The organism is Desulfuromonas sp. KJ2020, assembly GCF_024197615.1.
In the GTDB taxonomy this organism is placed as follows: domain Bacteria; phylum Desulfobacterota; class Desulfuromonadia; order Desulfuromonadales; family SZUA-540; genus SZUA-540.
This window is the reverse complement of the sequence record NZ_JAKUKE010000001.1, coordinates 1,627,368-1,640,014: the sequence shown is the minus strand read 5'-3', so window position 1 is coordinate 1,640,014 and position 12,647 is coordinate 1,627,368. Positions and strand designations below refer to the sequence as shown.

At 50.4% G+C, this 12,647-nt stretch carries 10 protein-coding genes; all 10 read right to left on the bottom strand.

What is annotated here, in order from left to right; genetic code table 11:
- Positions 1-1,047: 1,047 nt before the first annotated feature.
- The 10 genes from MJO47_RS07530 to MJO47_RS07490 all read right to left on the bottom strand — a co-directional run bounded on the left by MJO47_RS07530 (position 1,048) and on the right by MJO47_RS07490 (position 12,408).
- Positions 1,048-1,380: a toxin-antitoxin system HicB family antitoxin gene (locus tag MJO47_RS07530; RefSeq protein ID WP_155875321.1), complete on the bottom strand. Its 333-nt coding sequence runs from the start codon at positions 1,378-1,380 to the stop codon at positions 1,048-1,050.
- A 251-nt stretch (positions 1,381-1,631) separates the two neighbouring features.
- Entirely contained in the window at positions 1,632-1,913 is a 282-nt protein-coding gene (locus MJO47_RS07525; RefSeq protein WP_253960502.1) for an EAL domain-containing protein, read from the bottom strand.
- 664 nt (positions 1,914-2,577) lie between these two features.
- Positions 2,578-2,739: a hypothetical protein gene (locus tag MJO47_RS07520; protein ID WP_253960501.1), complete on the bottom strand. Its 162-nt coding sequence runs from the start codon at positions 2,737-2,739 to the stop codon at positions 2,578-2,580.
- Positions 2,740-2,800: 61 nt separating this feature from the next.
- Positions 2,801-3,040: an ATP-binding protein gene (locus tag MJO47_RS15620; protein ID WP_371926637.1), complete on the bottom strand. Its 240-nt coding sequence runs from the start codon at positions 3,038-3,040 to the stop codon at positions 2,801-2,803.
- A 168-nt stretch (positions 3,041-3,208) separates the two neighbouring features.
- The gene (locus MJO47_RS07515; RefSeq protein ID WP_253960500.1) at positions 3,209-3,709 is read right to left on the bottom strand and encodes a hypothetical protein; all 501 of its coding nucleotides are present in this window, start codon (positions 3,707-3,709) and stop codon (positions 3,209-3,211) included.
- Entirely contained in the window at positions 3,706-4,419 is a 714-nt protein-coding gene (locus tag MJO47_RS07510) for a DUF3800 domain-containing protein (protein ID WP_253960499.1), read from the bottom strand. Before MJO47_RS07510 ends, MJO47_RS07515 begins: the two co-directional genes overlap by 4 nt.
- A 111-nt stretch (positions 4,420-4,530) precedes the next feature.
- Positions 4,531-6,288 carry an ATP-binding protein gene (locus tag MJO47_RS07505; protein ID WP_253960498.1) on the bottom strand — a complete coding sequence of 586 codons (1,758 nt, stop codon included), beginning with the start codon at positions 6,286-6,288 and terminating at the stop codon, positions 4,531-4,533.
- A gap of 93 nt (positions 6,289-6,381) precedes the next feature.
- On the bottom strand, positions 6,382-7,677 hold the full coding sequence (locus tag MJO47_RS07500; RefSeq protein ID WP_253960497.1) for a restriction endonuclease subunit S: 1,296 nt from the start codon (positions 7,675-7,677) through the stop codon (positions 6,382-6,384).
- Positions 7,670-9,304, bottom strand: a complete 1,635-nt coding sequence (locus MJO47_RS07495) for a class I SAM-dependent DNA methyltransferase (protein WP_253960496.1) — start codon at positions 9,302-9,304, stop codon at positions 7,670-7,672. The genes MJO47_RS07500 and MJO47_RS07495 overlap by 8 nt, the downstream gene beginning before the upstream one ends.
- The gene (locus MJO47_RS07490; protein ID WP_253960495.1) at positions 9,298-12,408 is read right to left on the bottom strand and encodes a type I restriction endonuclease subunit R; all 3,111 of its coding nucleotides are present in this window, start codon (positions 12,406-12,408) and stop codon (positions 9,298-9,300) included. The genes MJO47_RS07495 and MJO47_RS07490 overlap by 7 nt, the downstream gene beginning before the upstream one ends.
- Between the last annotated feature and the right edge of the window lie 239 nt (positions 12,409-12,647).

Sequence of the window (12,647 nt, the reverse complement as noted above, 5' to 3'; positions counted from 1 at the left end):
AGTGACGATCCCGGTGCTTTACCCCTCAAAAAAGCCCGGAAGCTTGCTTCCGGGCTTTTTCTATTGTGCGCCAGCGCTTCGGTGTATCGACTCACCTCAAAAGGGCATCTGCTTTTTCAATCAAAACTTGGAGGGACTGGTTTGATGCCTCAACTGTTTTTTCCAAGTATCTCATTTTCGCCCTTTTCCACATTCATTATCTTTTTGGCAAATAACATGCCGTTTGCCACATTAGGGAAGTTTCTGGCATATCAGAAAAATTGGCCTAATGTGGCAAAATCTAGCATGTTTGCCACATTATATTTGGAAAAGTAGCAACAAACTGCGGACTCCTTCCCTGTCTAGGGCTATCTTTTTGCCACAGTAGGGAAAATCGGCACCTGTTTGCCACATTTACTGTGGCAAGACCTTCGTTATGAACGATTGGGCAAGATAGCTTTTTTGGGGACTTTTTGCCCTTACAGACTGGCGTTGCTGCCTGTTTGCCACAGTATGGAAAATTGGCACTTGTTTGCCACATTTACTGTGGCAACCTTTCCTTTTTCCATCTTCCTGAAATCATCATATCACCCCTTGTTTATCGAAATATTAAGGGAAAGGCCTGTTAAGTCCCCCAGGCCGCTGACAAAGTCCCCATTATTTTGGCAGGGACTTTGGTTATTTAGTGCACCAGTCAAGGCGCTACGCGCAATGCCTCGCGCGCACAGCCAAAGCCTTTCAGGACTGGCCAGTATGTTCCTGTGATCGAAGAGGAGTGAAATTGCTGGTTCGGGGACTCAAAAAGACTCTTTTTCCAGAGCGGTTTTGAGGAAAAGGAGGGTAAGGTGCTCACAAACAGAAAAGCCCGGAGATCCGGGCTTTTCTGGGTAAATACTCGGCGGTTTGCACTGACCAACAAAGTTCAGGAGGGAGCCAATCCGAGCCTACAGGACAGAACTATATCAATCATCAGCGATTGTCAAGGCGGGTTGACGTCTCACCGCAGACAGTAAAAAATCGTCAAACCCTACATAGACCAATACCCATTATTTTCTCAAGGCTTCTATTTCATCTAGCCGCATTACGTTCGGAGAGAAGAGTAATCAACCAGGTATTTAGAGACACGCCTTCCATTTCAGCTCTTTGAACCAAAGAGCGGTGCAGGCTTTTGGGCATTCTAAGTCGCACCTGGCCACTATAATCGGCAGCCTTTGTGGGCTCGGGGAGGGCCGTTCCTGCGGTCCGAAGAGACTCAACGAGAAGATCAAGTGCGATGTTTGCTTCTTCAAGAGCATTTTCGGTCGTCTCTCCGAACGCAGAAAACCCTGGGAAATCTGGACAGGTTACTATAAATCCGCTGTCTTCATCGCTCCACAAGAACCGGAATCCGTACTTGGCCATTTTGTGCCTCTTTCCAAAGCGAAATCATTCTAGGTGTATTTTCGGCCTTTATCTGGCTTCAGCAAACATGGGGAACAGATTATTGCCGTAACAAGAGTCCGATCGTCATCTCTGGAATCCCTTCAAAAAAACCTGGCCTACGTCTGAAAAAAGTCCTGATTTTTTTGATCCGGATCATCCTAAGTTTCGTGGCAAATAAAAAGGAAAGACAAACCTACAATTCAACGATCCCTGCCGTTTTTCTCTCGTCCCTATCTTTCCATTGGGTGAATGGCCAAAACAACTTCCTCGGCTGGCAGGGGGCGACTGAACAGGTATCCTTGCCCCATATCACAGCCCTTCTCTTTCAGAAACTGGTGTTGTTCCTCCATCTCAATGCCTTCACCAACAACCTTCAGGCCCATGGTGTGCGCCAGTGCGATGACAGAAGAGGCGATGGCCGCGGCAACAAGCGGGCGGGAGAAACGGTGTGGGGATGTTCCGCTTTGATCAATCATCGGATGCACTGGTTCTGTTTGAGGAGATGGGTTCATCCAAACCAAAATCCCTTACACACCCGTAAAAAGCCGTCTGCAGCAATACCGAGAAATATAGTCATATGAATCGAAAATCCCCCGATTGATTTCCATGTTTTTTCCCGCCCTCCATCTGCTTCTTTTCCACACTTATTATCTGTTTGGCAAATGACATGTCGTTTGCCACACTAGGGAGGGTTCTGAAAGTGCGAAACCTTGGCCCCTAGTGTGGCAATGACCATAGTGTTTGCCACACTTAATTTGGCAAACTGATGGAAAACGGTTTTGTCCTTCCCTGTTAGGAGCAGCCATTTGCCACACTAGGTAAAATCTACCACCATTTGCCACACTGAGTGTGGCAACCGGCCTCCCCCTTTGTAAACACTTCATATCTTCAAAGGGAAAGGGGGCCTTTAAACCATTTTTTCGATTTGATCGTCACAATATCCAGAATCAAAAAATCCGGCCTAAGTCCAAAAAAATCCCACACAAGTCGGAAAAAACCCAGAAAAATTTTCCCTGTTTTTATTTATTTGATTTCCCTAACTCAATTTTTTCCGACTTAGGCCGATTTTTTTCCGACTTAGGCGGGATTTTTCGTTTTTCAATTTTATGCGAATCAGGTATTCAGTTTACAGGAGTAAAAGTCCTCAAGAAACCCTGTCAAGCAAATTGGCAGACATCACCAAGCCCACCAGGTCAGGTATTTCCTGGCCTTACTGCCGACGGCTTCATCGTGACAGCGAAACAGTCCATTCTCAATGGCATCCCTGATGATCCTTGACGCCATGGAGCTGTTCTTTTCTTCGATCCCGAACCGTTCCCGCAGGGTGGTAGTGGTCATGAAATCCTGTTGGACATAACAAAGGCAAACATGCAAGTAGCAAGCACAAATTCGGTCTTCCTTATCCATGCCCAGAATTCACGATGGGAAAAAAGAACCGCCCTGGCTTGTTCGTCAGTGGTTTCAAACAGTGGGGCAGGGAGTTGGTAGAATTCACAACCCTATCGACCCCGCTACCGCGTTCCCCACAGACGCCGATGCGCCGTGTGAAGGGGGATAGTACTTCATTGCGGGATTTCGGCGGGCTGTCAAGAAAGCGGTCGGTTTTTACCAACGACAGGCCTGGGTTGGTGGTACCCATGGCTTGGATGCGTTATTGCCTGCCCTAAATCCCTGATTCCATTGAATCTCAAGTCTAGCTATACGCGCCTACCCGAAAAGCTTGACATTTTGACTGGTTGTGTCAAACTTCAAAGCAGCTCATCTACCACGTGTAGAAGGAGTAACGAAGCCGTCCCCCGGGGCGGCTTCAGCTTTTTGAGCCTTGGTTTCGCCAGTATTCCTCATATTCCTTCCGCAATTTCCGTTGCCGGTGCGGCTGTTCAACCAGATAGGCCGTCCACGGCAGAATGTAATCCCCGCGATCCGCCAGAATGACCAGGTAGCTTTCCTGCACCAGCCACAAACACACCCGTTCCTCCCTGCCTCGCCGGTTACGCCAGACCTTGATTGCCGGGTCCGTGTCCCGCTCGATAATCGGCTTTGGCCAGCGGATACGCTCGCAACGCCTGAAATCCGGGGTCCGTTCTTCCTCCACCTCACCCTCTTGAATCATGTGCCAGAAGGTCGCCTCTTTGCCGTGGGTCATGGGGTGCCGTTTCAGGCCGAGCCGTCTCCCTTGAAAGATTGGCTTGGTGTCGACGAAGTCCTGCTTGAACCAGGCATAGAGGGCACCCAGATAACGATCCCAGTCGCCGCCATGGCCACTAAAAAGGACCAGCGGCGGCAGCCAGTTGGGAGAATCGCTCATCCCTGCACCTCGGCCGCGTGCCAGCGAAAGAGGTTCATCTTTTCCTCGCGCAGCAGGGTGGTGCGGGTCAGGTCGTAGCCGGAGCGCTGCCGCATCCGCTCGATCACCGCCATTTTCCCGGCATTCCCCCGCAAGCCTCGGTTCAAATAGGCCACCGCGCCGATGAGCAGGTCGGCCAGTTGCAGTTGCTCGATCTCGTGGGAATGAACAAGTTGCAACCGCTCGATCACCTGCCGCGAGAAGTCGTAGCGGTCGTTGCACAGCACCTCGTGCAGCTTGGCCGCCTTCCGCGCCCCGCGCGTGTCCTTGATGTCGAGATAGAGACGGTAGCGGGCATCGGGCCGGAAGATGACCTTGAGCATGTCGAAGTACATCTTGTAATACCAGCCGTCGTGGTCCTGGCCGGGAAAGGCGTCGTGGCGAAGCAGGGATTTGTCGGGCACGATCAAGGCCCGGAAGTTAAGGTCGTCATCATCGAAAAAATAATCGACCAGCTCCAGATAGAGGGCCTTGCCGGCGGGCGAAACCTTGGTCCACTTCACTTCAAAATGAGGCGGGAGCCCGTGTTTTTGTTTGATCTCCCGCAGCCGGACAGCGATCTCGCGCGTCTTGTCCATTGGGCACCAGACAGCGCCCAGCACCATGGCCTTCTGATGGTCGTTTTCCAGATGGCAGGATTCGTCGCAGTAGATGTTGAAAGTTTCGCTCATTCCATCCCCCTTACGTCACCGTCACCTGGCCGTTCATCAGCATGGGCAGGAGCCAGTCGCGGAATTGAGTGAAATGGGCGCCCCGTAGATGCCTATAGGTAGCAGGAGAAATCATGGCGCCAACTCCCTGAGCAGCCATTCAAGCTGGTTGCGGGCATCACCAATAATCGCCAGATAAGACCGAAATTGAGTATCTGACTGGTATTCGCGAGCCAAGGACTGATCTACCGCCCCTCCCAATATCACGATATCCATTGGTCCGTGACTTGGGGTCAGGTCATCCCGGTACTTCTTGACCTGGGCTTCGGCATCTCGTCCAACGCTGTCGCTAGGCCGCTTAAACTCAATCAACAGCTTTCTACCATCGACAGATTGCCCGAGAAAAAGGTCAGGCCTTTTTTTTGCGCGCGATTTCTTTCCGCCCTTGGTGAAATAATCGTCAATTATTGTCTTGAGTGTTTTGTTGGAGGCAATAACGCTATACTGCGGACCGATAACCCAAAGATTGTGTTCGAGAGCGTGGTGGACATCCGCTTCGAGGGTGCTTTTGTCGCGAACGATACGCTCGAACTCATCCAATACATGCAGACGATTTCTGGCTTGCTTGACCATCACCGCCATGTCCACCATTCCGAATTCGGCAAGACACTCCGCTATGGTAGCAACATCCGAGCCAGCCGCAGTTGCGATTTTTTCACAGATTACAAAATATTCATCCCGCTCCAAGGCATCCAGCACCAGACCGACAAGCAATTTGACCTTATCATCTCCCTCCGGGAAGTATTTTTGAATCACCCGTTCGACCGCCTCGGCTGCATATTGTCTGCGATGCTCAGGGAGGGTCTCGATTCGCGCTTTGACGATCTTGGCAAGCCTCGCCTTAGCTGCACTTACTTCAGTCTTGCAGACTTCACGAATATGGGAAGACACCACTTCCCGAACAGTCGTTTTTATCTCTTTGAGTGGCAGACTGTTTTGAAAAATTTCTCCCCAATCGGAAGTAACGTGGTTGTCAAGACCATTTGCCTCGATTTCTCCCCAGATTCTGTTTCGTACTTTTTCTGGCAGATCCTCTTCCTCATCGAGACCGCAGAATGTAGGCCGCCCAACCACCTTGCCGCCGACTCGATAGACAAAGCCTGCCTCTGATTTTGATAGAGGTTTCTCCGTGATGGTCCAACTCACGGTAAATGGTCCGATCTCAGGATGATTAAAATTTGCTGTTTTTGTCTCACCACCAAGATCTGAAACCGTCAATGGCTCTTCGTTTACAAAGACCTGAAAGTCTGCCTCCCTTGAATATTCGCGGACAAGCATTCGTCGGAGGATATCAGGGCGAGGGAATTCTTTTGACTGGTCTAAATCTGTCAGCGTTATAGTCGTGCCACGATCAGATTTTTCGATTTGCTCCGTCATAATCGGGAGATCAATCTTTTCAAGGTCATTACTACGGTGAACAGCGAGAAGATGATTTTTGTTGATTGAAAGCGCTGTCAACTCTCCTCTAGAGCGAGTTTCCAATTGCATCGTGTGCGCGGCCGCGAGTCCAGAGAATTTACCAATGCCTTTCCTTCCCTTGACAAGTCTCCGCTTTCCGGAGGTTCGCGAATCTTTACTTCGGGACAGGCGATCATTTGCTATCTTCAGATAAATTTCTCGAACTTCTTTATTTGTCATTCCCACGCCATCATCCTTGATAATGATTGGGTCTTTTGTCAGCGGTTCAGGCAAGGTAACCCAAACTTGAGACGCATCCGCATCCCAAGCGTTATCGACAAGTTCACAAAGCGCTTTTTCAGATGATGAATATGTCGAGCCCAGAATGGATGTTAGCTTCGGGTCAACCCCAAATCGAGCCGGTTTTGTCATACCAATTCACCTATCAGGTTGCGTAGTTGATTTGTTGAATACCGTAGCAGTTATCCAGAGCAATTATGAGTTTTTCCATACCCCCCTCCCCACTTATTCCACCGTAACTTGACCGTTCATCAGCATGGGTAGAAGCCAGTCACGGAGTTGGGTGAGGTGCTGGTTTTCCTGGGCATTATTTGTCATTCGTTTTAACAAGGAGGCAGCCGTTTTTTCATACTGCAGCAAGAGTTCCTTAGGCGGCAATGGCAAGGAAAATGTCTCTAACGTGCCTGCGTCGATACGCTTTCTTCCAGAAGTTCCTGTCATATTGGAAATGGCAAACTGCCTGAAGGATGCCGATCTACTCAGTTGTGCAGCAAATGCGCTCAGAGAGGATTCCTTGCCGCGGATCACGATGAATTCTGTCGAGCCAAATCCAACCTCGCCATCCCTCATCAGTGAGATCAGTGCTGTTTTGCCATTCTCCAAACAAGGGGTGATTCTGGCAACCACCACATCACCATTCTGAAATTTCATTCCCCCGGCAAACCGTTTGAGTTCAGGCGGATTGGTCATAAAACCTGTCACCGGCAGCGAATTCATGTCGATATAACTCGCTTCCTTGTTCACTGGCAGAGCTAGGCCGGGATTGAAATCGAACAAATCGGCCGCTATACCGGCCTTCCACCCCGCCGGAATCTCCCGTTTCAGTGTGGGGTTGTAGACCATCTTGCCGCCGGAGGATTTGTAGGGCTTGCCGTTTTGGGCGGGCTTGCCGGAAGCGAAGTCGAAGGGGAAGTCGAACTGCACGAACCAGAAGTCGTACAGGATTTTGGCCATCGCCTCCAGCTCGGTGTTGATGCGGTTGTTGCAGTCGATTTTGGCGTCGAGGGCGGAGAGGACGGCGGCGATTTTTTTTTGGGCTTCAATTCCCGGTAATGGGAATGCAATATTCTTTAACGCACCTATAGGTAGTTGTGGTTGGGCACTACCGGAGCCATTTGAGAAAACCTGTTTTTTGAAAACATCAGACCTGAGAAAACAATATAGGTAGTAGGGTGCTATGTCTTTTGGATTGGCGCGAAGAAGGACCATCCCGGAATTGATTCTAATGTTTTGAAATGGAATAGACTCGCCGTAGAAAGCAACATTCCCAACCGTACCTCTCGTGGTTAAAACGATATCATTTCGTGTTGCCTTACCCTTACGTAATCGAACGTCTTTCTCCTTTGAAATGAAATCGGTTTCGCTAAAATCAAAGCCGGACTTGGTGACATTCCCAGTATTCAGAAAAGCGCAATGTCCACTTTTCACAAACTCTGATTTCTGGGGGTAGTTAACTCCCCTGTCTCCGTCTATGATTTGCAACGCTGCATTCTCAAATTGTACGAGCGGAAACCTACTCATACCGCAACCCCGCCAACTGCTGCCGAATCTCCTGCTCCAGCCCCGCCGACTCCTTGAACAGCCTGTCCAGATTGTCGGTAAAGCCCTGCATCTTCGCCGCAAACTGCTCCGGCGTCAGGTCGACGTATTCGATCTTCACCTCAAAATACTGCCCGGCGCTGAGAGAATAGTTTTTGGCGACGATCTCGTCATAGCTCACCACCACCGAGAAATCCTCCACCGCCTCCTTGGCGTTGAAGGTAGCAATGATCCGATCTTCCTCTGCTTCGGAGAGCAGGGTCTTCTGGTTCTTGCCGTCTTTGACTTTGGTGCCAAGACTGGAAGCATCGATCAGCACGACGCCCTCCTTGTTGGCGTCGTCGATGAAGAGGATGGAGACGTTGGTGCCAGTGGTAGCGAAAATGTTGCTGGGCATGGAGACCACCCCGGCCAGCATCTTCTCATCCACCAGGTGCTGGCGAATCTTCTTGTCGATGCCGGATTGCGCGGTGATGAAGCCGGTGGGCACCACAACGGCAGCCTTGCCGCCGGATTTGAGGGAATGGACGATGTGCTGGAGGAAGAGCTGGTAGATGGCCATCTTGTCCTTAGCCTGCTTGGGAATATTGGGAACCCCGGCAAAAAAGCGGACCTGGTGCTCTTTGGTATCCAGCTCGTTGCGAAAATCAGAGAAATCCATTTTGAAGGGCGGATTCGAGACGATGTAGTCAAACTGCTTCAACGCCTTGCCGTCCCGGTGGTAGGGGTGCAGCAAGGTATTGCCCTGAATGATGTTGGGAATAGAGTGAACCAGATTATTGAGAATCAGGTTCAGTCGGAGCAGACTCGATGATTTCTGCGAGATATCCTGCGAGTAGATGGCGCAGCGCTGCTCGCCGATAGCGTGGGCCAGGTTCATCAAGAGGGTGCCGGAACCGGCCGAGGGGTCGTAGCAGCTGACGTTACTGATCTGGCCGCGCACTTCTTCAGGCACCAGGATGGCAGCCATGATTTTGGCGACGGCGTGCGGGGTGTAATACTCGGCATATTTGCCGCCACTGTCCTTGTTGTAATCCTTAATAAGGTATTCGAACAGGGCGGCATAGAAGTCATACTTCTGGGTAAAAATGCTTTCGAAGCTAATATCTCCAATCTTGTTGATGATGGCACGACAGAAGGCATCGCGCCTGGAGGGGTCGCTGATGTATTCGCTCACCCGGTCAAACAAGGTGACCTTGGCTCCGCCGTCGGTTTTGACTGCAAAGATATCGTTGTTGCTGATGGCGATGTCGCGCAGGGTGTCATCGAAGAGTTTTGCAAACTCCGGATCGTTCTGGCGGTTCCACAGGTGGGCGATGAAGTGCTCGGGCTTGAGGCGGGCGGTGTCAGGGCCCATCTGCAGTTGCAGCATCTCAAGCTCGTCGGCGGTCATATCGCTGACTGCCTTCTCCCATTTCTTTTCCTGGTTCAGCTCAGGGCTGATTTTCTTAGCTTCGAAAGCGAATTTGTCGTTGAGAAATTTATACAGAAAAACCTGGGTGATGATCTTGAACTCGTTACCATCGTTACCGAGGCCGTAGGCGGCGCAGATGTTCTTGAGGCTGTCGATCAGTTGTCGGGTGCTGTTTGTAAAATCCTGCGTTACCAAGTGTGTGCTCCTGTCCGTGTACCTGAAATAAATTCGTTCATGTATTCGGTGACTACCAATTGATTGATATCCTGGAAAGCTTTCGGGTTGAGTTTAATTTTTCCAAGTGCCTTGAATTCGCTGATCACCAGCGGCATCATCATTCGCTCGAAATAGCTTTCATTGGCCAACAGCTGGGTGTTCCGCAGAACCTGGTCATCAGCTTTCTGCTTAACCCCGGACAGTGCGGCAAAAAGACTGCGCTCGGTCTCAGACAACACCCCACGCTCCCGTAGTCGCTTGTGAATGCGGGTGTATTTGGCGTCGCCCTGGTATTTGGCGCGAAGCTGGTTGTTCAGGCGGTTCAATTCCTTGACCTGGTCGCGAATCGCAGTCACCGACCCGATGTTAGCCGTCATTTCCTCTTGGCTGACTTCATTCAGTTTTTTCTTCTTGAAGAGCCGTTCCAGCTCTTCTTTAAGTGAGATGAATCGGGGATCCTGCTTGTCGAAGTTATCGGCTAGAGCCTCTCGGGTCTGGCGCAGGGTATTTTTCAGCGTGTCAGCGAGTACCAGCTCTTCTTCGCGCACCTTCGTGAACATGAAGAGCACGTCTTCAAAGGCGAGATTGAGCAAACCGGTAGTGTCGGTATCCGATTCAAGATCCTCTTTAAGGTTTAGCAGGTCGAGGTGGTTATTGGTCTCCCGGTAGAGTTGGTTGAGTTTTTGAAAATCGAGTTGATCAAGAAAGCTGTATTCCCCTTGCAGGCGGATCAGATTATAGAGGCTGCGGGCATCAGCCAGGGCTTTTTTGAGGGCGAGCACGGTAGAGCGGTCCTCAATTTGGCTGATCTGCCGGGAGAATTCCTCGGCGTTTTCAATATCGAAGCTAAACAGAATATCCTTAATCTGCTCAATTTCGCCCTGGATCTCCTCGGCGGATTTGAACAGATGGGAGTAGTGTTCCTGTTCATCGCCCAGTTCTTCATTGAGTTCCTTCAAATAACGCTGGTTCGTTTCCTCGAATTCTTTGCTGATGTCGGCGAAATCGACCACGTAGCCGTAGCGGAAATCCTTGTAGGGACGGTTGACCCGAGTCAGGGCCTGAAGCAGGTTGTGTTTACGGATGACCCGCCCCAAATAAAGTTTTTTCAGCCTGCGGGCATCAAAGCCGGTAAGCAGCATATTAAAGACAAACAGCAGGTCGATTTTGCCTGACTTGAAGTCTTCCACCCAGTCTTTTCTATCCTGTTTGCTACCGATGTCGTGCAGAATCAGGGCGGCGTTTTTTACCTTGTTGGCCTGCCTTCGAGCATCCAATGCGGTCGCAGGCTTTTGTGCCGCCAAGGGTAGATCGTCACTTCCGTAAACGCCGTCGTACCTAGCTGTTTCTGCATGGCGTTTTGCCTGAAAAATTTCAAACATCTTCTTCGCCTGCTCGGCGCTGTCACAGATCACCATGCCGCCGATACTACCGTCGTTCAGTACACCTCGGCTCTTCTCGAAATCATGAATAATGTAATCGAGCATCGGCTCAACAAAACGTGGATGGGCGTAAAGGATGTCTCTCTTGATATCCCCTTGTTGGAGATGCACTGCGTTCAGTGCCTCTTTCAAAGAGAGCTTGTAGTTGGTAGCGATCTCGTCCCGGATAAGCCGCAGGGTGTAGCCGTCGGCAATGGAGGCGTTGTAGTAGTACTTATGAAAATAATCACCAAACAGAACGCGGGAGTTGTAATCATCTCCCAGCAATGGTGTGCCAGTGAGTCCAATTTTGATGGCGTTCTCGTCAGACTGGCTCAGGTTAGCAAGAAAGCTGCCCTTAGGATTGTAACTGCGGTGGACCTCGTCGAGAAAATACACGCGCTGGATGCTGACGTCGTAATCCACGGTACGCACTACGTCTGGGTCATCCTGGAATTTCTGGATGTTGACCACGGTAATCTCCGGCCTGCCGGAGTCGTTGTGAATCGCCTTTGTCGCCTTGATATCGCGGGTGAAGGCCTCACGGGTATCGATAGTGTGTACCGTAAGCCCCCGTGCTGAAAACTCCCGCTGGGCCTGGATGAGCAGGTCGATCCGGTCAACGATGAAGTAAAACTTGGGAATGATTTTGCGCTGCTGAAAATAGTCGGTCAGAAAGCGGGTGTTGTAGTAGGCCAGCGCGGTCTTGCCACTGCCCTGAGTATGCCAGATGATCCCTTTCCGTATCCCGGCATCAAGCTTGCCCTCGATCGCCTTGGTGGCAAAGAGTTGCGGGTAACGCATGACGTGCTTGTGCAGGCCGTCGTCTTCGTTCACGTAGACCAGGGCATATTTTAACAGAAACGCCAGGCGGTCTCGGCTAAACAGGGAGGTGCAGATGCGATTGGTCGGTGTATCGGGAGACTTATTACTGATGAATTCTGGGCTGTGTTTGATCGCGGTCAGATTGTTGTCCCTGAGAACCTCATTTTCCACCGCTTCGTCTTCTTCGGCGAGTAAATCGGTGAGATTCAGGTTTTCCTCTTCGCGAAAATAATTGAAGAGGGGGGTATCATACGAGGGACTGGCGTAAAAAGCCCCTTCAACGGGCTGGGGTGAGCCGTCATCGTACTCCATGTTATTGGAGAAGACCATCAATTGGGTGATATTGATGAAGCGACGGAAGCGATGGTTGCGGCATCGAGTGATGATACGGGTACGCTCGGCCAACACGCCTTCTCGATTATTAGGTTTTTTGACCTCGATGAAGACCAGCGGCATGCCGTTGATGAGCAGGGTGATATCGGGCCGGAACTCGTCGTCACCGTTTTTGCAGGGCAGTTCGGTAACGACGTGAAAACGGTTATTTGAAAAATCGACGAAGTCAATCAGCCTAACACCGGATCGTTCCGTGAGCATTTCGTAGAAAGCTTCACCGAGGTCCTCGTTTTCAAGCGAGAGCTTGACGTCGGCCAGCAAGCGATTGACATCATCAATGTTTAAATCTGGGTTTATCCGAGCGATTGCAGATCGAAACAGGTCGGGAAAGATGTTGGTTTCTTCATCCCAGGTGGCATTTTTGAGGGAAATGTAAGCATAACCAAGCCTGGCTAGGTGAAGGATGCAGGGTATCTTGACCCTTGAATCTTCGTTGAATACCATTTGACTAATCCCCCCCTCCCCTTCCTCAAAAACAAATTTGAGAGGTGGTCGTCAATATCAAAACAACTGGCCAACGAAATGACCCTTTTCGCCGGCCTGCCCGTTTGATTGACGAAATAAATTCAAAGAAAGAACTATCTGCGTGCCGCTCTTCTGTCTTACTGAAGTTCAACAACTACTTCTAGCAAATTATCCCGCCGGTGCCTATCAGGAAAAACCCTAGAATCACATTTAATTTC

What these genes read in the sequence shown, in the direction of transcription:
- MJO47_RS07515 (WP_253960500.1), bottom strand. Translation starts at nt 3,709, where the DNA reads ATGAGCGATTCTCCCAACTGGCTGCCGCCGCTGGTCCTTTTTAGTGGC.
- MJO47_RS15620 (WP_371926637.1), bottom strand. Translation starts at nt 3,040, where the DNA reads ATGGGTACCACCAACCCAGGCCTGTCGTTGGTAAAAACCGACCGCTTT.
- MJO47_RS07510 (WP_253960499.1), bottom strand. Translation starts at nt 4,419, where the DNA reads ATGAGCGAAACTTTCAACATCTACTGCGACGAATCCTGCCATCTGGAA.
- MJO47_RS07525 (WP_253960502.1), bottom strand. Translation starts at nt 1,913, where the DNA reads ATGAACCCATCTCCTCAAACAGAACCAGTGCATCCGATGATTGATCAA.
- MJO47_RS07500 (WP_253960497.1), bottom strand. Translation starts at nt 7,677, where the DNA reads ATGAGTAGGTTTCCGCTCGTACAATTTGAGAATGCAGCGTTGCAAATC.
- MJO47_RS07520 (WP_253960501.1), bottom strand. Translation starts at nt 2,739, where the DNA reads ATGACCACTACCACCCTGCGGGAACGGTTCGGGATCGAAGAAAAGAAC.
- MJO47_RS07490 (WP_253960495.1), bottom strand. Translation starts at nt 12,408, where the DNA reads ATGGTATTCAACGAAGATTCAAGGGTCAAGATACCCTGCATCCTTCAC.
- MJO47_RS07530 (WP_155875321.1), bottom strand. Translation starts at nt 1,380, where the DNA reads ATGGCCAAGTACGGATTCCGGTTCTTGTGGAGCGATGAAGACAGCGGA.
- MJO47_RS07505 (WP_253960498.1), bottom strand. Translation starts at nt 6,288, where the DNA reads ATGACAAAACCGGCTCGATTTGGGGTTGACCCGAAGCTAACATCCATT.